Source organism: Nocardia aurantiaca (genome assembly GCF_009708175.1).
Lineage (GTDB): Bacteria > Actinomycetota > Actinomycetes > Mycobacteriales > Mycobacteriaceae > Nocardia > Nocardia aurantiaca.
In genome coordinates this window covers 1-20,208 of sequence record NZ_WMBB01000029.1, presented here as the reverse complement: position 1 = coordinate 20,208, position 20,208 = coordinate 1, and the positions used below count along the sequence as shown (strand labels likewise).

Below are 20,208 nucleotides of genomic sequence, written 5' to 3'. Positions count from 1 at the left end.
CGACGCCGGCGCGTACCAGCCCGTAGGGGGTGGGCAGCCGGTCGAACAGCTCCACCTCGACATCGGCGCGGCGCAGCAGCTCCTCGGCGGCGTAGCAGGCGGCCGGGCCCGCGCCGACGATGGCCACACGCAACGTGCCCAGTTCCTTGGGCGCGCGTGTCGGCGCGACCAGCGGCTCGAAATTCGATTCCAGCGGATGCCGCTGGAAATAGGCGGCATTGATGTCGCGGAACCGAGCCAGCGAGGCGGTCAGATCGTCCTCGGAGAAGATCGCGTCGACCGGGCAGGCATCGACACACGCTCCGCAATCGATGCAGGTGTCCGGGTCGATGTAGAGCTGCTCGGTCGTGGCGAACTCGCGTTGCTCAGGCGTGGGACGAATGCAATCGACCGGACACTCGGGTACGCAGCTGGCGTCGTTGCAACAACGCTGCGTGATCACATAGGCCATATCTCGCAGATCCTCGAAACTGTCGCGTGGTGCTACTCCGCTCGGGTTCGAGCAGGGTCGGTAGAACACGTTCTAATATAGGCGGCATTCCATCGGGTGTCGGCACTGCGATGTGACGCCACCTTCAGTGTGCCTCGAGTGTGAGAACAGTCTCGCGTCGGCACCGGAGTGCACCGCTGTGAGACCGGTCTCGGGGGGCCACTCGAGGACACCTACCGTAATGCCTATGGTGCGGACTCTCATCCTGATGCGGCACGGCAAATCCGGACACCCCGACGGCGTGCCGGACCATGAGCGCCCCCTGGTCGCGCGCGGACGACGCGAGGCCGCCCTGGCGGGCGACTGGCTGCGGGCCACCCAGCCGGAAATCGACGCGGTGCTCTGTTCCACTTCGACCCGTACTCGGGAGACCTTGGCGGCCACCGGCATCACCGCGCCGGTGGCCTTCGAGCAGTCGATCTACGAGGCGTCCCCGCACACCCTCATCGAACTGGTGCAGCTCACCGACGCCGCCGTCGAGACCCTGCTGCTCATCGGCCACTCCCCCGGAATGCCCTGGACCGCATGGGAACTGGCGGCCAACCGCGATTCCGGTCCGGCCGTGGAGATGAGCGCGAAATTCCCCACCTCGGCGCTGGCCGTCCTCGAATTCGACCGGCCGTGGGCAGCTGCCGACCCGGGCACGGGTGACCTGGTGCGATTCCACGTGCCTCGGTAGGGCCGGGCTCAGCCTAGTAGCTTGCCCTTCCACACCACGACACCGGCGAAGATCAGCAGAAGCAGCAGCGCCGGCCAGAAGCCGACCAGCCACCACACCACGCCGAACACCGCCACCACCGGCAGCGCGGCGATGGCCGTGATCACCGGTTGTTCCTTGGCCGTCTCCAGGGCCGAACGCGCCCTGATCCGATCCACGTCTTTTCCAGCCATGTCCCCAGGGTAGGCGCGGCATCGGCCGATTCGGCCGCGCCTCGAAACTTCGCACCCCTCAGGCTTGCTTGGAGTGCACTCCAACCCACTACCGTCGTAGGTGGCTCGGACGAGGAGGGCGAACGATGAGCGCACCACCGGTACGGCAGCGCACAGCCACACCCCGAAACACCGTGGAGCACGAACGGCCCCGCTATTCGATCGGCGAGGTCTCCGACCGCTGCGGCCTGACCCGCGACACGCTGCGCTGGTACGAACGCATCGGCCTGATGGACTACGTCGGCCGCGACCACACGGGTCAGCGCCGCTTCAGTGACCGCGACCTGGAATGGCTGGCGTTCATCAGCAAACTGCGGCGCACCGGAATGTCGGTGGCCGACATGGTGAAGTACGCCGAGCTGGTGCGCGAGGGCGAGCGCACCTATCCGGAGCGACTCGAGATGTTCCGTCGCACTCGCGCCGAGGTGCTCACCCAGATCGAGGAACTCCAGTCCACCCTGGCGGTCCTGGACCGCAAGATCACCCTTTACGAGGGCGGTCCGGTCTGCGATCCGCCGGTCCGGTCGAACGGCGGTGCCCGCCAGGGCGACTGAGCGCCGGCTCGGTCCGGATCAGCCGATCTGGATGGAGCGCTTGGCCATTCCGTACCAGAAGCCGTCGATGGCGGCGTGCTGCGTGGACAGCTCGTCCGCGCCCGCGCCGAGGGTCACGAAGAGCGGGGCGAAGTGCTCGGTGCGCGGGTGCGCCCGGCGGGCATCCGGTGCGGCGTGCTCGAAGTCCAGCAGGGCGTCGATGTCACCGGCGGCCAGCGCCTCGTCACCCCAGTGGTCGAATTCGCGGGACCACTCGGGCGCGAAATCCGCCGGCCTGGAGAAGTTCGCCTCGCGCAGGTTGTGGGTGAAGAAGCCGCTGCCGAGGATGAGCACACCCTCGTCGCGCAGCGGGGCCAGACGGCGGCCCAGGTCGTAGAGGGCGACGGGGTCCAGCGTCGGCAGCGAGAGTTGCAGGACCGGGACGTCCGCCTCGGGGTACATCTCGACGAGGGGGACATACGCGCCGTGGTCCAGACCACGGGTCGGGGCATCGTGCACCGGCTGTCCCGGACGTCCCAGCAGCGCACGGACTTTCACGGCCAGCTCGGGTGCGCCGGGGGCGGTGTAGCGGACCCGGTAGTAGTGCTCGGGGAAGCCCCAGAAGTCGTAGAGCAGCGGCACCGTGGTGGTCGCGCCGACCGTGACGGGCGCGTCCTCCCAGTGCGCGGAGACCACGAGAATGGCCGTGGGCCTGGGCAATTCGGCCGACCAGGAGGCCAGCTGGCCGGGCCAGATCGGGTCGTCGGCGAGTGGCGGCGCGCCGTGGCTCAGGTAGAGCACCGGCATGCGGTCCGTCCGCTCGGGAGTCACGGCCTGGGACATGGGTTTTCCTTTCTGGTCAGCCGACGAGCCGGATGGTGTGGCCGGTGCGCTCGGCTTTGGCGCGCAGGTAGCGCAGGTTGTCGGGGGTGGCGTGGACGCGCGTGGGGACGGTGTCCCGCACCGTCACACCGAGGGCGGTCAGCTGGCGCACCTTGTCGGGATTGTTGGTGAGCAGGTCGAGTTCGCCCACGCCGAGGGCGGCCAGCATCTGGGCGGCCACGGTGTAGTCGCGGGCGTCCTCGTCGAAGCCGAGTTCGGTATTGGCCTGGTAGGTGTCCAGGCCCGAATCCTGCAGTGCGTAGGCGTCGAGCTTGTTGTAGAGCCCGATGCCGCGGCCCTCCTGGCGCAGGTAGAGCAGGATGCCGCCGGTGGCGGTGATGCGTTCGACGGCCTCGCGCAACTGTGGTCCGCAATCGCAGCGTGCGGAGCCGAAGACGTCACCGGTGAGGCATTCCGAGTGCAGCCGCACCAGCGGCGTGCCCAGCGCGTCCGGACCGAGGCCGGGTTCACCGAGGACGAGGGCGACGTGCTCGCGGCCATCGGCCAGGCCGTCGAAGGTGACCGCTTGCGCGGTGGTCGAGTACCCGTCGGCGAAGGTCAGCGGAATCCGCACGCGGGTGCGGACGCTCGTGCCGACGAAGGCGCTGCTCATGATCGCTCCTGAGGCCAGGGACCGTTTCTTTGACTGAAGCCTCTTTGACTGAAGCACAGTGTTCAAATTTGAACGACAGCGATCGCCAGGTTATTCCAACTCGAACAACCAGCGGTAACCTGGGCTGATGACTCCACGCTGGCTGACCGAGGCAGAACAGGACGCCTGGCTGGCCTTCCTGACCGCCGCCAGCCTTCTGGAACGGCGGGTCGGCAGGCAGCTCGAGCGGGACTCCGGCCTCTCGCATCTGCAGTACGAGATCCTGGTCCGCCTCGCGGACGCCTCCGACGGCGAACTGCGCATGACCGAGCTGGCCGCCACCCTGCTCAACTCCAAGAGCAAGCTCACCTATCAGGTCGATCAGCTGGAGAAGGCCGGTCTGGTGACCCGCCGCACCTGCCGCCAGGACTTGCGCGCGGTCTACGCCCGTCTCACCGACGCCGGGCGAGAACGCCTCGAACAGGCCGCACCGGGGCACGTCGACACCGTGCGTGAGTTCTTCATCGATGCCTTCACCCCGGACCAGCTTGCCGCGGTGGCCGCGGGATTCGGTGAGGTCAACCGCCGATTGCGGGAATCACCGGAGTAGCCGCAGGCGCTTCGGGCAGAGCGGGATTCGGGTCGAAGGGCGCGGCGAGCACGGCGTCGCGCTGGCGGGCCAGCAGCATGCGGCGGCGGGTGAGTTCGGCGATCTGGCCGTCGAGGCGATCGAGACCGTCGCTCACCACCTTCCGGGAGTGATCGCAGTGTTGAAACCCGGATCCGGTTGCGCAGGGCAGCAGTTCGCGGATATCGCGAGTGGGCAGGCCCGCCGCCAGGAGTTCGCGAATCCGCGCGACCTGGTCGGGGGCGGTATCCGGGTAGGTGCGGTAGCCGTTCGAATCGCGGTGCGGCACAAGCAGTCCCTGCTCCTCGTAGTAGCGCAGCAGCCGGGCCGGCACACCGGTGGCCCGGGACAGTTCGCCGATCAGCACTGTGACCTCCCGCACATCGCGTTGACCTTCACATCCATGTGAATCCCTAACGTCGCCGCCATGACGAAGATTTCCCCCGAAAGCCCAGTGCTGACGACCCAGGTCTCCGGTTCCGGCCCCGCCATCGTGCTGGCCCACGGCGGTGGTGGCGGCATCGATGCCAACTTCGGCGGCCTGATTCCGTTGCTGGCCGCCGACCATCTGGTCATCGGCTCCGATTTTCCCGCCGACGACACCCCGCTGACGCTGGACTCGCTGGCCGACGCCCTGGTCGTCGAAGCGATCGCCCATGGGGCCGAGACCTTTTCGATCGTGGCGTTCTCCCTCGGCACCGCGGTGGCCATCCGCGCGGCCGTGCGGCATCCGGAGCGGGTGCGCGGGCTCGTGCTCACCGGCGGCTTCGCCAGGCCCGACAATCGGGCGCGGCTGAATATCGAACTCTGGCAGCGTGCTCTGGCGGCCGGCGACCGCGAATCCTTCGCGCGGTACGTCCTGTTGGCCGGTTTCAGCGCGGACTTCGTGAATGCCATTCCGGAAGAGGAGCTTTCGGACGTGCTGGCACGGACCGCCGCGAACATCCCGGGCGGCACCGCGGCCCAGGCGGCGCTGATCGAGACCGCTGATGTGCGGGCGGATCTACCGCGGGTCGCGGTGCCCACACTGGTCATCGGTCTCGCCGGCGACCTGCTCTGCGATCCCGCGAACGCGCGTGAGCAGGCCGCCGGAATTCCGGGCGCCGAATACCTCGAACTGCCGGGTGGCCATGTCGTCATGGTCGAACGGCCCGAGGCCTGGCACGCCGCTGTGCTCGACTTCTTCACCGGACAGCAGGCGTCCTCCGCTGCGCCGAGTGCCGCCGCCACGCGCTGAATTCACCTGGATGTCCTCGGGCCGCAACGCCAATATTCATACCGGAGGGCACGGTTCACATTCTCGGCTTACGATGCAGCCACTATGCAGTCGCCTGTAACTCACGACCGGGTGTGGATCGACAAGCAGTCGCCCGAGGTCTTCCACGCGCTCAACAGCGTCGCCTCCGCGGTGCGGACCGCCGCGGCGGCTGCCGATCTGGACCGTGCCGTCATGGAATTGGTGAATGTGCGGGTCTCGCAGCTGACCGGTTGCCCGTTCTGCCTGGACCTGCATTCCCGGGCCGCCCGCGACGCCGGTGTCACCCAGCAGCAATTGGATGTGCTGACCGCCTGGCGGCGCAGTCCGTACCTGTTCACGGAACTGCAGCAGGCCGCGCTCTCGGTGGCCGAGACGGTCACTTCATTGCCGGATGAGGAGAGCATGCGGCGTGAGTATGCTGCTGCGCGGCAACATTTGTCGGATGACCAGATGTCCGTTCTCATCTGGGCTGCGACCACTATCGGCGCGTTCAATCGTGTGTCGATTATGAGCAGACATCCGGTGCGGGTGCGGAAGGAGAACTGAACAATGAGCGAACAGGCCGTGGCGGCCGCCGTCGTTCGCAACGACGCGCAACACCGGTACGAGGTGTGGTACGGGAATTCGCTCGCCGGGTTCAGCGAGTACCGCGAGCGCGACGACAACGACACCACCTTCATTCATACCGAGGTGGATCAGGAATTCAGTGGAAAGGGCCTGGCGAATCTGCTCGCGCAGGAGGCGGTCAAGGATGTGATCGCCCGCGGCCGCACGATCGTGGCACGCTGCCCGTTCATCAAGAGCTGGTTGGACAAGCACCCGGAATACGACGAGCACGTCGTCGGCAAGGGCATCAAGAGGTGATCAGGGAGGAGCGGAATGAGTGATCTGGAACCGCGGCCGGAGGAATCGTTGTGCGAATCCTCGGGACGGCCCGGACCGCGCGCGGAATTCTTCCCGGCGCGGGAGGTGCCGCTCGGTGGCGTGCGCGGCGTGACGGTCTTCCGGACGCTGCCGCAACGCGATCTGCCGACCGTCGGCGCGTGGTGCTTCCTGGATCATTTCGGCTCCGGTTCGGCGGCCAATCCCGAAGGGCACGACATCGACCCGCATCCGCACATCGGATTGCAAACGGTCACCTGGCCTTTGGACGGGCGCATCCGGCACCGCGACAGCGCCGGCTCGGATGTGGAGATCGAGCCCGGGCAGCTGAACATCATGACCTCGGGGCACGGCATCGCGCATTCGGAATACCGGGTGCCGGGCCATGTCTCAGGGCACGGGTTGCAGTTGTGGGTCGCTTTGCCGGACGAATCCCGGAATATCGCACCGCATTTCGAGCAGCATCGCGAACTGCCGGAATTCAGGATGCCGTCCGTCGATGGCATCGTGCTGATCGGATCGCTGGGCGGTGTCACCTCACCGGCCACCGCGTACACGCCTATCGTCGGCGCGGACCTGCGCGTCCGGGCCGAGGCGGATACCGAACTCCCGTTGAATCGGGAATTCGAGCACGCGGTCCTGGTGATCGAGGGCGCACTCCGCATCGACGACACCCCGGTCGAACCGGGGAGCCTGTTCTATCTGGGCAGCGACCGGGACAGTATCCGGCTCCACGACACCGCGGGAGCGCACCTGCTGCTACTCGGTGGCGAGCCGTTCGGCGAAGACCTGGTGATGTGGTGGAACTTCGTGGCGCGCAGTCATGAGGAGATCGAGCAGGCCCGCAATGATTGGGAGAAGCACGATGTCGAGCGTTTCGCCGATATCGCCGGGCACACACCGGAACAGCGGATTCCCGCGCCGCCCCTGCCGGGCTTGCATCTGAAGCCGCGCAAGCGCCGGTGCGGAGTTCCGCACGACTGAATCATCCGGTCCGACAAGGTGTTCGACCCCGAAGCCGCAAAGGCTCGGGGCCGAACACGTTCCTGAACGATATTCAGTGGCTGGTCATCGACTGAGTTCCGATGACGCGCAACAGATCCAGCTTCTCCTGCGTATCGGTGTTCGGCGCGGGATAGTAGATCAGCACGTGCCGGGTGGCGCTGGGCGTGAGCAGCGGTTCGCAGATCAGGTCCAGCACACCGACTTCCGGATGGATCATGCGTTTGGTGTGCCCGCGGCCGGTGCCCACCTCGTGCTCGGTCCACAATCGTTCGAACTCCGGGCTGCGGGCCCGCAGTCGGGCAACCAGCTCGGTCACGTCGGCGTCCCCGGCCCGGCGTGCGGCGGTGGCTCGCAGATCGGCGACGTGCTTGTGGCTCATGGCGTCCCAGTCCGCCTCGGGGAAGACGGCGCGCGAGTCCGGTTCGGTGAACCAACGCCACGGAACGCAACGATCCAGACCCCGGCGCCGCGAGTAATCCCCGGTCAGCAGGGTGTGCATGCGGTTCTGCACCAGCACCTCGCCCAGGTCCGAGATGACCACGGCCGGAGTGTCGTCCAGTTTCGACAGCACGTGCAGGATGCCGGGCCCCACATGGCTGTCGCCGCCGCGCGCCGGGGCCTGATGCCCGGACAGGTGGTAGAGATGATCTCGCTCGGTGTCGGTCAAGCGCAGTGCCCGCGCCAGCGACGCCAGCACCTGCGCCGACGGCCGCGGTCCGCGGGCCTGTTCCAGCCGGGTGTAGTAGTCGGTCGACATGCCCGCGAGCATCGCGACCTCGTCACGGCGCAGGCCCGGGGTGCGTCGGCGCGCGCCCGGCGACAACCCGACGGTGCCGGGTTGCAGCTGCTCACGGCGGCGGCGCAGGAAGTCTGCCAGCTCGGTTCGATCCACTCCACCACTGTCCCCCGTTCCCGGTCCGGTAGCCAGGTATCGGAAGTCCGAGCCTCGGGCGAATCCATGCCCGGCCGTTCACAACCGGTAATCAGGGACCGGCGATCCCTGGATGAACAGTCCTCTCCCGGCCCCCGCCGCAGGGGCGCACTGTTGTCGACATGACCACGAACCTCAGCACCGTCCGACTCGGCACGACCGGGCCCGCCGTCTCCCGCCTCGCCCTCGGGGCCATGGGAATGTCCGGCATGTACGGCACGGCCGACGACGCCGTCTCCATCGCCACCGTGCACGCCGCCCTCGACTCCGGCGCGAACCTCATCGACACCGGCGACTTCTACGGCATGGGCCACAACGAACTGCTCATCCGGCAGGCGCTGGCCGGCCGCAGGCGCGAGGACATCCTGCTCAGCGTGAAGTACGGCGCGCTGCGCGGACCCGACAACAGCTTCGGCGGCGTCGACACGCGACCGGCCGCCACCAAGAACTTCCTCGCCTATTCGCTGCAGCGACTGGGCACCGACTACATCGACATCTACCGGCCCGCCCGGCTGGATCCGGCCATTCCGATCGAGGAGACCATCGGCGGCCTCGCGGACCTGGTGCAGGCCGGCTACATCCGCCACATCGGCCTGTCCGAGGTGGGCGCCCAGACGCTGCGCCGCGCCGCGGCGGTGCACCCGATCGTGGATCTGCAGATCGAGTATTCGCTGGTCTCGCGCGGCATCGAAGCCGAAATCCTGCCCGTGGCAAGGGAACTCGGCATCGGCGTCACCGCCTACGGAGTGCTCTCCCGCGGCCTGCTGAGCGATTCGGTGCGGCCCGGACAGCAGTTCGCGCCGAGCGACTTCCGCGCCCACAGCCCGCGCTTCCAGGGCGAGAACCTCGACGCGAACCTGTGCCTGGTCGACGCGCTCGCGAAGATCGCGGCCGAGCACCAGGTGAGCGTGGCCCAGCTGGCGATCGCCTGGGTGCTGTCCCGGGGCACGGACATCGTGCCGCTGGTCGGCGCGCGGAAGCCGGAGCGCTGGGCGGAAGCCGTTGCGGCGGCGGACATTCAGCTCTCCGAGGCCGAGCTGGCCATCATCGAGGCGGCCGTGCCCGCCGATCAGGTGGCGGGCGGCCGCTACGCTCCGGCGCAGATGGCCATGCTCGACAGTGAGCGCTGACCCGCGCTACTTCCGGCGCGGCCGGATCACCGCGGTGAAGGCGGCACGGGCCACGGGCTTGCCGGTGACGTCGGCGATCGTCACCGGCACCTCGAGCTCGATCTCGGTGCGGGACTCGATATTCGCGCGGGTCTGCGTGATGGTCTCCGGCGAGAGCTCGGCGGTGGCGCTGAACGGACCCGCCTCGCCCTTGGCGCGGGCCAGATATTCGATGCGGCCGTCGCGGGCGACGATGAAGGTGTCGCCGAGCAGGTCCACGATGCCGGAGATGGACGCGCCCATGGCGGCCGTCTCGGCCAGGCCGAACAGCAGGGCGGCGTGGATGTCGCCATTGTGGTTGAAGTGCTCGGGGCGCGCGGCCATGCGGACCACATTGCGGCCCGGGGCGTAATCGACGCCCTCGATACCGGTGAACTGGATGAAGCCGAGCTTCTGGAAGCCCGCCATCACCATGTCGCCCATGGTGGCGCTGTCCATCGCATCTCCTGCCGACTCAGAAATTGAAACCTGTTCCAATTTCATACCGGGCCGGACGTGCCTTGTCCACGGCCGCTTCCAGCCGGATCACCCCACCACCCGGCCGGCCAGTCCCAGCGCCTCCGCGGTCCGGGCCTGGGTCTGCCGCGCCAGCCGCGGATCCTTGGCCAGACTCTGCCCCAGGCTCGGCATGAGCTCACGCAGGCGCGGCTCCCACAGCCGGGTATAGCGCGGGAAGCAGCGCTCCAGCACCTCGAGCAGGATCACCGGCGCTGTCGACGCGCCCGGAGTGGCGCCCAGCACCGCGGCAATCGAACCGTCCTGCGCGGCGACGACTTCCGTGCCGAACTCCAGCACGCCGCCACGCTCGGCATCCGGCTTCACGATCTGGGCGCGCTGACCCGCGGTGATCAGGGTCCAGTCCTCGGCGCGCGCCTCGGGGACGAAATCCCGCAGGGCGGCGAGCTGCTTCTTGCGGGTCGAGGCGACCTGCGTGACCAGCAGCCGCATCAGATCCGAATTCGACTTCAGCATCCCGGCGATCGCACCGGCATTCCCCGGCCGCAGTGACGCCGGGGCGTCGAAGAGCGAACCGCGTTTCAGCAAACGGGGATTCGCGCCCGCATACGGGCCGAACAGCAGCGCGCGATCGCCGTTCACGATGCGAGTGTCCAAGTGCGGCATGGAAATCGACGGCGCACCCGCGGGGGCCCGGCCGTAGACCTTGGCCTCGTGCCGGGCCACCACCTCGGGATTGTCGCAGCGCAGGAATCGTCCGCTGACCGGCAGCAAACCGTAGCCCTGCGCTTCCGGAATCCCGGCCTTCTGCAGGATTTTCAGCGCCCAGCCACCGGCGCCCGCGAAAACGAAGCGGGCGTCCACCTTTCGGGTGAGCCGGTCGTTATCGGTGCGCCAGTCCACCCGCAACTGCCAGGTGCCGTCATTGTTGCGGCGCAGACCGCGCACCTCGCAACTGCGGTGAATCTCGACATCCTGCCAGCGCAGCCAATGGAACAGCTGGCCGGTGAGCTCACCGAAATCCACATCGCTGCCCGTGATATCGCGGGTGGCGGCGATCGGCTCGGAGTCGCCGCGGCCGGTAGTGAGCAGCGGCGCCCATTCGGCGATCACCTCGGGATCGTCACTGAAACGCATATTCGCGAAAAGATGGTGCGCGGACATGGTTTCGTGGCGGCGGCGCAGGAAATCCACCTCCTGCCGCCCGCGCGCCAGCGTCATGTGCGGGACCGGATTGATGAAGGTCTCCGGCTTGCGCAGTACCCCGGACTGCACCAGTGACGCCCACAGCTGCCGCGTGAGCTGAAATTGCTCATTGAGCTCGAGAGCGGGCTCGATATCGATCGAGCCGTCGGGATTCTCGGTGGTGTAATCGAGTTCGCACAGTCCCGCGTGGCCGGTGCCCGAATTGTTCCAGGCCGCCGATGCCTCGGCCCCCACCTCGGGCAATCGCTCGTACACCGCGATGCTCCAGCTGGGTTCCAGATGCTTGATCAGCATCGCGAGCGTCGCGCTCATAATTCCGCCGCCGATCAGCACGACATCGTAGGGCCGCAGGGGCAGCTGTGTTCTCATCGTCATTTACCTGGAAAACCCCGATTGACTCGTACCGCGTACGGGCACGCTAGCACCATCCACCGGCCCGCCCGGGTGGCGCGGCCACCCTAACGCCAAACCCGTCCCGGCGCACCCGGAGCTATCGGCCCGGTTGCGATATCGCGTGAAATCGTCGTATCTTGGCCACAATCCAAGAGATGCCCTCCAGACGTTGTGCCGCAGAATGAGAGCATCCGCCTCCGAAAGAGGTGCGGAGTGGGCGGCAAAGCAGTTGTGCCCACTCATCTCCATGGAGGTCATCCCATGCACATCGGTCTCGGGCTCCCCATTTCCGATCCACTCGCCTTGCTCGACTGGGCGCGCCGCGCCGACGCCGGCCCCTTCTCCACCCTCGGCCTGCTCGATCGGCTGGTCTACGACAATCCCGAACCGCTGGTCACCCTCGGCGTGCTCGCCGGTGCGACCAGCCGGGTGAAGCTGCAGACCGAGGTGCTCATCGCACCCCTGCGCGATCCGGCACTGCTCGCCAAACAGGCAGCCACCCTGGACGTGCTCTCCGGCGGCCGTTTCGTGCTCGGCCTCGGCGTCGGCGGGCGCGCCGATGACCATGAGGCCTCCGGCACCGAGCTGCGCACCCGCGGCCGCCGCATCGATCAGCAGATCGGCCTCATGCGCGGACTCTGGTCGGGCAAACCGTTCAGCCCGAGCTGCGGGCCCATCGGCCCCGCGCCGCGCTCGTTCCTCGGACCGGAACTGCTCTTCGGAGGCTTCCACCCGGCCGCGCTGGAGCGGGTCGGCCGCTGGGGCGGCGGTTTCCTCTCGGCTGCCGCGCCCTCCTGGGCGAGTGCGCAGTTCGACACGGTTCGCCGTTCCTGGCGCGACCACGGCCGCGCGGGCGCGCCCCGGATCGTGGCCCAGGTGAATGTCGCACTCGGCTCGGACGTTGTGCTCGACGACGCCCGCACGTCCATGGGGGCGTACTACGAATTCTCCGGCCGCGCCGACTTCATGCTGGCCGGCATGCTCACCACGCCCGGCGAAATCCGTGACGCCATCCGGCAATTCGGCGATCTCGGCGCCGACGAGGTGATGCTGTACTGCTACGGTCGCGACGCCGATCAGGTGGACCGGCTCGCCGACGTGGTCAGCTGATCATTCTGCGGGCGCGGTAGGCCGCGACCGCGTTGCGGTTGGTGCACGCGGTCGAGCAGTAGCGGCGAGAGCGGTTGCGGGACAGGTCCAGGACTATACCCGCGCAGCTCTCGTCGGCGCAGATGGCCAGCCGCGACAGCTCGTCGGCGCGGATCAGATCGATCATGGCCATGGCGGTCTCGACGGCCATGCGGACGTCCAGCGGCGCTTCGGGCGGCACGGCGTGGATGTGGTAGTCGAGGTCGTCGTGGCGGACCAGCCGCGGGGCCGCGCGATGCTCGGCCAGGATAGCGTTCACCAGGCCGACCGCGTCATCGCGGTCGGCGGTGAGCAGGCGGCGCAGAGGGGCGCGCTGGGCGCGGACGGCCGCCAGCTCGGCGCGGGTGCGGGCGTGGACGCCCGTGTAGCCGTGCTTGACGAAAAACTCGTCCAGCTGGGCGATCTCGGTCAGGGTGTCCGGGGGTTCGGCCGAGTTCACCAGCTCCACCGCCGCCGCCATAGCCGCTACCGTGTCATCAGCGAAAATCACTTTGACAGATTACACCGAGCGACATAGCGTCATTTGTCATGGCGACTTTGACTCATGCCAGGGCGCTGGTGTCGAGCCGGCTGCGTTCCGGGCTGCTCTGCGCCGCGCTGTCGGCGGCGGCGTTCGGGCTCTCCGGGCCGCTGGCCCGCGGGCTCATCGACGCGGGCTGGAGTCCGGCCGCCGTGGTCATCGTGCGCGTACTGCTCGGCGCGCTCGTGCTGCTGCCCGTGGCCGTGACGCGGCTGCGCGGCGACTGGGAACCGCTGCGCCGCAACGCCGGTCTGCTCGGGGGATACGGACTGCTCGCGGTAGCGACCGCGCAACTGGCCTACTTCAATGCCGTCGCGCACATGGACGTCGCGGTCGCCCTGCTCATCGAATACACCGCGCCCATCGCGGTGGTGGTATGGCTGTGGCTGCGACACAGCCAGAAGCCCGGACGTGCAACAGTTCTCGGCGCAGTCATCGGTGTGACCGGACTGGCGCTGGTGCTGAACCTGCGCCCGGGCACCGCCACCAGCTGGGTCGGCACCACCTGGGCTCTGGGCGCGATGATCGGCGCGGCAGCGTATTTCATCCTGTCCGCGCGCGCCGGGGACGAGGTACCGGGCACCGTACTGGCCACCAGCGGGCTGCTGGTCGGCGGGCTCGGCATTCTGGCGGCGGGGCTGATCGGCATCGTGCCGCTGCACGCCACCACGGCGGCGGTCGCGTTCGGGGGCTTCACCGTGAACTGGTGGGTGCCGCTGCTCGCGCTCGGCGTGATCACGGCCGCCATCTCCTACGTAACCGGCATCGCCGCCACCCGGCTGCTCGGTTCCCGGCTGGCCTCCTTCGCCGCGCTCGGCGAGGTGCTTGCCGCCGTCGTCTTCTCGTGGGCACTGCTGAGACAGACGCCCGCACCGATCCAATTGCTCGGCGGCGCATTGGTTCTCATCGGCGTGGTGGTCGTCCGTCTCGGCGAGCCCGCCGACGACCCTCTCGCGAGCGACACCCCGCACCCTTGACACCGAGGCTGACCAGCCGCTTCGCATCTATCGATTGCGCTTGTGCGCCATAACCCTTCACATCTCGAGTTGATAACGGTAGTTTGGCGCAAATATCGGGGGAACCAGTCCGCAACTCGAGGAAAACCACGATGGGTATAACCAAATACATTGCGCCCGCGCTGCTTTGCCTGACCGCGACCACCGTCGCGGGCACCGCAACCGCCGAACCGGCGCAGGCCCCCGCACAGCCCGCCCTGCAGATCAAGGGCACCGATCACAACATCGGCTATGACGTGGCCCTCACCGCCGACCACCGCGCCGCCGTCAGCACCCTGCAGGCCGGCCGCTTCCTCGCCACCTGGGACGGCGACTCCGTCATCGTCACCGACGACAGCGGCGTCCTGGTCTCCACCATCCCGCTGAAGTACGACATCGACGGCAAGACAGCCGAATTCACCCCGACCATCGACCAGGACAACCGCCGCCTCACCCTCACGCCCATCGGTGAATCCGACGCGCCGCTGCGCCAGGTCGACGCTCAGCAGCAATTCTTCGACGTGGTCCAGGCCAACCTCCCCGCCGTCGCCACCGGTGCGGCCATCGGCGCCACCATCGGCTTCATCGCCGGCTTCCCCGCGGGCCTTTTCATCCTCGACTTCATCACCGCACCCCTGCTCGCCGTCGTGGGCGGCGTGGTCGGCGGCGCCATCGGACTCCAGATGTCGGGCGGCCAACAGGCATCCGACACCGCCCTCGCCTACGTGGATAGCCTCGTCCCCGGCACCTCCAATATCGTCCGCCCCATCTTCGCCGCCCTCCCCACCCCCCAACCGGCGAACTGACCCCACCCGCAACGCAATTCGGCCCGCGCTCCTCGTCAGGGCACGGGCCGAGTCGTCGATTGACGAACTACCAAGTCACCTCGGTCAATTCGATGTCGATCGGGAAGGGGCGATCGACCTCGAGACGGCCTCGGTGGACGCCGGTAGGCGCATAGCCATCTTCTGGCAGCAGTTCAAAGGTGTAGACAACGATGGCGTCGTCCTCGTTCTCTACCCGCCAGAAGCACCTGATCCCGGCCTCGGCATACTGCGCGGGGCGGAACTCCCGGCCCTTCGTTTTCGTGCCTGGGGACATAACCTCTACTGCGAGGAACACATCCTTCGGATCGAAGACGAAACTGCTGGAGCGAACGGCTTCACGTGACACCGCAAGCACATCCGGCACAGGCACGCTGCCACCGAGATCAACCCCTTGCTCAGCGCCAGCGAAACGGCCCCCGCTCCGTCAGGGAGCGGGGGCCGAATTCTATTGGCTACCTACGAGGGTCAGCGGTAGTCGCTGAAGCCGTAGTCGTCCAGCGGAACCGCGGCACCGGTGGAGGTGCCGAAGCCCTCCGGGCTGTAGTAGCTCTCGTCATAGGACGGCACTGCGTACGCGGCCTGACGGGCCTCTTCGGTGGGCTGAACCTGGATGTTGCGGTAGCGGTTGATACCGGTACCGGCCGGGATCAGCTTACCGATGATCACGTTCTCCTTCAGGCCGATCAGCTTGTCGGAGCGGCAGTTGATCGCGGCGTCCGTGAGCACGCGGGTGGTCTCCTGGAAGGAGGCCGCCGACAGCCACGAATCGGTCGCGAGCGACGCCTTGGTGATACCCATCAGCACCGGACGACCCGAGGCGGGCTCGCCGCCCTCCGCGACCACGCGGCGGTTGGCGGACTCGAACTCGGCGCGCTCCACCAGCGAACCCGGGAGGAACTCGGTCGCACCCGAATCGATGATGGTGACGCGGCGCAGCATCTGGCGGACGATCACCTCGATGTGCTTGTCGTGGATGGACACACCCTGCGAGCGGTACACCTCCTGGACCTCATGGACCAGGTGGACCTGCACCTGACGCGGGCCCATCACGCGCAGCACCTCATGCGGATCGGCCGAGCCCTCGAGCAGCTGCTGACCGACCTCCACGTGGTCACCGTCGGCGAGCAGACGCTCGGAGCCGTCCTCGTGCTTGAACACCCGCAGACGCTGACGCTTCGACAGCTTGTCGTAGAGCACCTCGTCCGAACCGTCGTCCGGAATGATGGTGATCTTGTAGAAGCGGTCGTCGTCCTCGAGCCGCACGCGACCCGACACCTCGGCGATGGGTGCCTTGCCCTTGGGCACACGAGCCTCGAAAAGCTCCTGCACGCGGGGCAGACCACCGGTGATGTCGTCACCGGCGACACCACCCTGGTGGAAGGTGCGCATGGTCAGCTGGGTACCCGGCTCACCGATCGACTGCGCGGCGACGATACCCACGGCCTCGCCGATGTCCACCAGCTTGCCGGTCGCCATGGAGCGGCCGTAGCAGGTGGCGCACACGCCGGTGCCGGTGGTGCAGGTCAGCACGGAGCGGACCTTCACCTCGGTGATGCCCGCGTCGAGCAGCGCCTCCAGGGCCGGATCGCCCAGGTCGTGGCCCTTCTCGACGACGACGTTGCCATCGGCGTCGATCGCGTCGGTGGCCAGCGTACGAGCGTAGGTGCTGGTCTCGACGTGGGCGTCACGGATGAGCGAGCCGTCGGCCTGCTTCTCCGCGATCGGCACGACGATGCCACGCTCGGTGCCACAGTCGGTCTCGCGCACGATGACGTCTTGCGACACGTCCACCAGACGACGGGTCAGGTAACCCGAGTCGGCGGTACGAAGCGCGGTGTCGGCCAGACCCTTTCGCGCACCGTGGGTGTTGATGAAGTACTCCAGAACCGTCAGGCCCTCACGGAAGGAGGACTTGATCGGCCGCGGGATGAACTCACCCTTCGGGTTGGTGACCAGACCCTTCATACCGGCGAGGGTACGAGTCTGGGTGAAGTTACCGGTCGCGCCCGAGTCGACGATCGTGATGATCGGGTTGTCGGCCGGGTAGTGCGCGCGCAGCGCCTTACCGACCTCTTCGGTCGCTTCCTGCCAGATCTTGACCAGGGCGTTGTTGCGTTCCTGGTGATCGAGCGCACCACGCTGGTACTTCTTCTCGATCTGATCCGACTGCGCCTCGTAGCGCTCCATGATCTCCGCCTTCTCCGGCGGAACGAGCACGTCCGACATGGAGACGGTGACACCGGAGCGGGTGGCCCAATAGAAGCCGGCGTCCTTCAGCTTGTCGACGGTCTGCGCCACGACGATCATCGGGTAGCGCTCGGCGAGATCGTTGATGATCGCCGCCTGACGCTTCTTCGGCATCGGCTCGTCGATGAACGCGTAGTCCGCCGGGAGCAGATCGTTGAAGAGCACGCGGCCCAGCGTGGTCTTGGTGATCCACGCGTCGCCACGCTGCCAGCCGTTCGGGAACAGCTCGGCCTCGACGTCCTTCGGCGGGCGCTGATCGGTCAGGCGGACCTTGATCAGCGAACGCACGGTCAGCTCGCCGCGGTCGACGGCCATCTGCGCCTCGGCGGGCGAGGAGTAGACGCCGAATTCCGGCTCGTCCTTGGTGGCCTCGCGGTACTCGCCCTTCGCGCCCTCTTCCAGGCGGGTCAGGTAATACAGACCGGTCACCATGTCCAGACGCGGCATGGCGAGCGGACGACCCGACGCCGGCGACAGGATGTTGTTCGAGGACAGCATCAGGATGCGGGCCTCGGCCTGCGCCTCCGCCGACAGCGGCAGGTGCACGGCCATCTGGTCACCGTCGAAGTCGGCGTTGAACGCCTCACACACGAGCGGGTGCAGCTGGATGGCCTTGCCTTCGACCAGCAGCGGCTCGAAGGCCTGGATACCCAGGCGGTGCAGGGTGGGCGCACGGTTCAGCAGCACCGGGTGCTCGGCGATGACCTCTTCGAGGACATCCCACACCTGGGGACGCTGACGCTCGACCATCCGCTTGGCGGACTTGATGTTCTGCGCGTGGTTCAGATCGACCAGACGCTTCATGACGAACGGCTTGAACAGCTCGAGCGCCATCAGCTTGGGCAGACCACACTGGTGCAGCTTCAGCTGCGGACCGACCACGATGACCGAACGGCCGGAGTAGTCGACACGCTTACCGAGCAGGTTCTGACGGAAACGACCCTGCTTGCCCTTGAGCAGATCGCTCAGCGACTTCAGCGGACGGTTACCCGGACCGGTGACCGGACGACCGCGACGGCCGTTGTCGAACAGCGCGTCCACCGACTCCTGAAGCATGCGCTTCTCGTTGTTGACGATGATCTCGGGCGCGCCCAGATCGATCAGTCGCTTCAGTCGGTTGTTGCGGTTGATGACACGGCGGTACAGGTCGTTCAGGTCGGAGGTCGCGAAACGGCCACCGTCGAGCTGCACCATCGGGCGCAGCTCCGGCGGGATCACCGGAACGGCGTCGAGGACCATGCCCATCGGCGAGTTGCCGTTGGACTGGAACGCGGCCACGACCTTCAGGCGCTTCAGCGCGCGAAGCTTCTTCTGGCCCTTGCCGGTTCGGATGACCTCACGCAGGTTCTCCGCCTCGGCATCGATGTCGAAGGTCTCCATCAGCTTCTGGATCGCCTCGGCACCCATGGCACCGGTGAAGTACTCGCCGTAGCGGTCCTGCAGCTCGCGGTAGAGGACCTCGTCCACGATCAACTGCTTGGGGGCCAGTTTGGTGAAGGTGGTCCAGATCTCGTCGAGCCGGTCCAGCTCACGCTGAGCGCGGTCGCGCAGCTGACGCATCTCGCGCTCGCCGCCGTCCTTGACCTTGCGGCGGACATCGGACTTGGCGCCCTCGGCCTCCAGCTCGGCCAGATCGGCCTCGAGCTTCTGGGCGCGGGCCTCGAGGTCGGCGTCGCGCTGGTCGGCGACCGACTTCTTCTCGACCTCCATCTCCGCCTCGAGCGTGGACAGCTCGTTGTGACGGAGCTCGTCGTCGACGGCGGTGATGACGTACGCGGCGAAGTAGATGATCTTCTCGAGATCCTTCGGCGCGAGGTCGAGCAGGTAGCCCAAACGCGACGGGACACCCTTGAAGTACCAGATGTGGGTGACCGGGGCGGCCAGCTCGATGTGGCCCATGCGCTCACGACGCACCTTGGCGCGAGTCACCTCGACACCGCAGCGCTCACAGATGATGCCCTTGAAGCGGACGCGCTTGTACTTACCGCAGTAGCACTCCCAGTCCCGGGTGGGACCGAAGATCTTCTCGCAGAAGAGGCCGTCCTTCTCCGGCTTCAGCGTGCGGTAGTTGATGGTCTCCGGCTTCTTGACCTCGCCGAACGACCAGTTGCGAATGTCTTCGGCGGTCGCCAGGCCGATCCGGAGTTCATCGAAGAAGTTGACGTCTAGCACGTAACTTCCTTTCCCCTGTTCGGGTTGAGAATGAGCAAAAGTTCAAAATTCGCGCTTTTGAAAACGCTTGCCCCGCAGCGCCTCTCGGCGCTGCGGGACCGATCGCTCTACTGCGCCAGGTCGTCGACCGTCGCAGCCTCGTTGCGGGACAGGTTGATACCCAGGTTCGCCGCGGCGCGCTCCAGGTCCTCGTCGTCACCGTCGCGCATCTCGATGGCGGCGCCGTCCGAGGACAGCACCTCCACGTTCAGGCACAGCGACTGGAGCTCCTTGAGCAGAACCTTGAACGACTCCGGGATACCCGGCTCCGGAATGTTCTCGCCCTTGACGATCGCCTCGTACACCTTCACGCGGCCGACCACGTCGTCCGACTTGATGGTGAGCAGCTCCTGCAGGGTGTAGGCCGCGCCGTAGGCCTGCATGGCCCAACATTCCATTTCACCGAAGCGCTGACCACCGAACTGCGCCTTACCACCCAGCGGCTGCTGCGTGATCATCGAGTACGGACCGGTCGAACGCGCGTGGATCTTGTCGTCGACCAGGTGGTGCAGCTTCAGGATGTACATGTAGCCGACGGCCACCGGGTACGGGAACGGCTCGCCGGAGCGGCCGTCGAACAGGATGGCCTTGCCGTTCTCGTCCACCATGCGCTCACCGTCGCGGTTCGGCAGGGTCGAGCCGAGCAGGCCGGTCAGCTCCTCCTCGCGGGCGCCGTCGAACACCGGGGTGGCGATGTTCGTGTCAGCGGGCTGACCGATCATCTCCTCCGGCAGGTTCTTGGCCCAGTCGGGAGTGCCCTCGACCTGCCAGCCGGTGTTGGCGATCCACCCGAGGTGGGTTTCCAGCACCTGGCCGATGTTCATACGACGCGGCACACCGTGGGTGTTGAGGATGATGTCGACCGGAGTGCCGTCGGGCAGGAACGGCATGTCCTCCTGCGGGA

22 protein-coding genes and 1 pseudogene are annotated in these 20,208 nt (G+C 67.2%); 11 read left to right on the top strand and 12 right to left on the bottom strand.

Annotated elements, in window-relative coordinates; all coding sequences use genetic code 11:
• A partial coding sequence (locus GLP40_RS32925) for a 4Fe-4S dicluster domain-containing protein (protein ID WP_154791933.1) occupies positions 1-451 on the bottom strand: 451 nt, incomplete at its 3' end.
• A gap of 226 nt (positions 452-677) precedes the next feature.
• Here GLP40_RS32925 and GLP40_RS32920 point away from each other — a divergent pair.
• Positions 678-1,169: a SixA phosphatase family protein gene (locus GLP40_RS32920; RefSeq protein WP_154791932.1), complete on the top strand. Its 492-nt coding sequence runs from the start codon at positions 678-680 to the stop codon at positions 1,167-1,169.
• Between the two features lie 8 nt (positions 1,170-1,177).
• Here the strand turns inward: GLP40_RS32920 and GLP40_RS32915 are convergent, their stop codons facing one another.
• A complete protein-coding gene (locus tag GLP40_RS32915) occupies positions 1,178-1,381 on the bottom strand; it encodes a hypothetical protein (protein ID WP_154791931.1) in 204 nt (67 codons plus the stop codon).
• Positions 1,382-1,506: 125 nt separating this feature from the next.
• Between GLP40_RS32915 and GLP40_RS32910 the strand changes: the two genes are divergently transcribed.
• Positions 1,507-1,974 carry a MerR family transcriptional regulator gene (locus tag GLP40_RS32910; RefSeq protein ID WP_154791930.1) on the top strand — a complete coding sequence of 156 codons (468 nt, stop codon included), beginning with the start codon at positions 1,507-1,509 and terminating at the stop codon, positions 1,972-1,974.
• Positions 1,975-1,992: 18 nt separating this feature from the next.
• Here the strand turns inward: GLP40_RS32910 and GLP40_RS32905 are convergent, their stop codons facing one another.
• Together GLP40_RS32905 and ribA are read right to left on the bottom strand one after the other, a co-directional pair.
• Positions 1,993-2,796: a dioxygenase family protein gene (locus tag GLP40_RS32905; protein ID WP_154791929.1), complete on the bottom strand. Its 804-nt coding sequence runs from the start codon at positions 2,794-2,796 to the stop codon at positions 1,993-1,995.
• A 16-nt stretch (positions 2,797-2,812) separates the two neighbouring features.
• Complete coding sequence (ribA, locus tag GLP40_RS32900) at positions 2,813-3,448, bottom strand: GTP cyclohydrolase II (protein WP_154791928.1); 636 nt, start codon at positions 3,446-3,448, stop codon at positions 2,813-2,815.
• Positions 3,449-3,575: 127 nt separating this feature from the next.
• Between ribA and GLP40_RS32895 the strand changes: the two genes are divergently transcribed.
• Entirely contained in the window at positions 3,576-4,037 is a 462-nt protein-coding gene (locus tag GLP40_RS32895; RefSeq protein WP_230330171.1) for a MarR family winged helix-turn-helix transcriptional regulator, read from the top strand.
• Here GLP40_RS32895 and GLP40_RS32890 read toward each other — a convergent pair.
• Complete coding sequence (locus GLP40_RS32890; protein ID WP_328290942.1) at positions 4,006-4,437, bottom strand: MerR family transcriptional regulator; 432 nt, start codon at positions 4,435-4,437, stop codon at positions 4,006-4,008. The genes GLP40_RS32895 and GLP40_RS32890 overlap by 32 nt on opposite strands.
• 45 nt (positions 4,438-4,482) lie before the next feature.
• Between GLP40_RS32890 and GLP40_RS32885 the strand changes: the two genes are divergently transcribed.
• The 4 genes from GLP40_RS32885 (at position 4,483) to GLP40_RS32870 (ending at position 7,179) form a co-directional block, all read left to right on the top strand.
• Positions 4,483-5,292 carry an alpha/beta fold hydrolase gene (locus GLP40_RS32885; RefSeq protein WP_154791926.1) on the top strand — a complete coding sequence of 270 codons (810 nt, stop codon included), beginning with the start codon at positions 4,483-4,485 and terminating at the stop codon, positions 5,290-5,292.
• Between the two features lie 84 nt (positions 5,293-5,376).
• On the top strand, positions 5,377-5,859 hold the full coding sequence (locus GLP40_RS34305; protein WP_154791925.1) for a carboxymuconolactone decarboxylase family protein: 483 nt from the start codon (positions 5,377-5,379) through the stop codon (positions 5,857-5,859).
• A 3-nt stretch (positions 5,860-5,862) separates the two neighbouring features.
• Positions 5,863-6,177, top strand: a complete 315-nt coding sequence (locus tag GLP40_RS34300; protein ID WP_154791924.1) for a GNAT family N-acetyltransferase — start codon at positions 5,863-5,865, stop codon at positions 6,175-6,177.
• 15 nt (positions 6,178-6,192) lie between these two features.
• Entirely contained in the window at positions 6,193-7,179 is a 987-nt protein-coding gene (locus GLP40_RS32870; protein WP_154791923.1) for a pirin family protein, read from the top strand.
• A 73-nt stretch (positions 7,180-7,252) separates the two neighbouring features.
• Here GLP40_RS32870 and GLP40_RS32865 read toward each other — a convergent pair whose 3' ends face one another.
• Positions 7,253-8,092 carry a helix-turn-helix transcriptional regulator gene (locus GLP40_RS32865; protein ID WP_328290941.1) on the bottom strand — a complete coding sequence of 280 codons (840 nt, stop codon included), beginning with the start codon at positions 8,090-8,092 and terminating at the stop codon, positions 7,253-7,255.
• A 161-nt stretch (positions 8,093-8,253) separates the two neighbouring features.
• Between GLP40_RS32865 and GLP40_RS32860 the strand changes: the two genes are divergently transcribed.
• Complete coding sequence (locus tag GLP40_RS32860; protein WP_154791921.1) at positions 8,254-9,261, top strand: aldo/keto reductase; 1,008 nt, start codon at positions 8,254-8,256, stop codon at positions 9,259-9,261.
• A gap of 6 nt (positions 9,262-9,267) precedes the next feature.
• Here the strand turns inward: GLP40_RS32860 and GLP40_RS32855 are convergent, their stop codons facing one another.
• Both GLP40_RS32855 and mqo read right to left on the bottom strand, forming a co-directional pair.
• Positions 9,268-9,738, bottom strand: a complete 471-nt coding sequence (locus GLP40_RS32855) for a PaaI family thioesterase (protein WP_154791920.1) — start codon at positions 9,736-9,738, stop codon at positions 9,268-9,270.
• An 87-nt stretch (positions 9,739-9,825) separates the two neighbouring features.
• Positions 9,826-11,331: a malate dehydrogenase (quinone) gene (gene mqo, locus GLP40_RS32850; protein WP_154791919.1), complete on the bottom strand. Its 1,506-nt coding sequence runs from the start codon at positions 11,329-11,331 to the stop codon at positions 9,826-9,828.
• Positions 11,332-11,616: 285 nt separating this feature from the next.
• On the opposite strand from mqo, the gene GLP40_RS32845 reads away from it, so the two are divergent.
• Entirely contained in the window at positions 11,617-12,465 is an 849-nt protein-coding gene (locus tag GLP40_RS32845) for an LLM class flavin-dependent oxidoreductase (protein ID WP_154791918.1), read from the top strand.
• Here GLP40_RS32845 and GLP40_RS32840 read toward each other — a convergent pair.
• A complete protein-coding gene (locus GLP40_RS32840; RefSeq protein WP_328290940.1) occupies positions 12,458-12,994 on the bottom strand; it encodes a CGNR zinc finger domain-containing protein in 537 nt (178 codons plus the stop codon). The two genes, GLP40_RS32845 and GLP40_RS32840, sit on opposite strands and share 8 nt — an antisense overlap.
• Before the next feature lie 38 nt (positions 12,995-13,032).
• Here GLP40_RS32840 and GLP40_RS32835 point away from each other — a divergent pair, with 38 nt between their 5' ends.
• Positions 13,033-14,001, top strand: coding sequence for an EamA family transporter (locus GLP40_RS32835; protein ID WP_154791917.1), 969 nt, complete (start codon positions 13,033-13,035; stop codon positions 13,999-14,001).
• A 131-nt stretch (positions 14,002-14,132) separates the two neighbouring features.
• Positions 14,133-14,825, top strand: a complete 693-nt coding sequence (locus tag GLP40_RS32830; protein ID WP_154791916.1) for a hypothetical protein — start codon at positions 14,133-14,135, stop codon at positions 14,823-14,825.
• 67 nt (positions 14,826-14,892) lie between these two features.
• Here GLP40_RS32830 and GLP40_RS32825 read toward each other — a convergent pair.
• From GLP40_RS32825 to GLP40_RS32815, 3 genes and pseudogenes are all read right to left on the bottom strand, one after another.
• A pseudogene (locus GLP40_RS32825) lies at positions 14,893-15,252 on the bottom strand (Uma2 family endonuclease); the annotation flags it as partial.
• Between the two features lie 59 nt (positions 15,253-15,311).
• Positions 15,312-19,265: a DNA-directed RNA polymerase subunit beta' gene (locus tag GLP40_RS32820; RefSeq protein ID WP_328290939.1), complete on the bottom strand. Its 3,954-nt coding sequence runs from the start codon at positions 19,263-19,265 to the stop codon at positions 15,312-15,314.
• 107 nt (positions 19,266-19,372) lie between these two features.
• Positions 19,373-20,208: DNA-directed RNA polymerase subunit beta (locus GLP40_RS32815; protein ID WP_456094010.1), on the bottom strand; the 836-nt coding region annotated here is incomplete at its 5' end.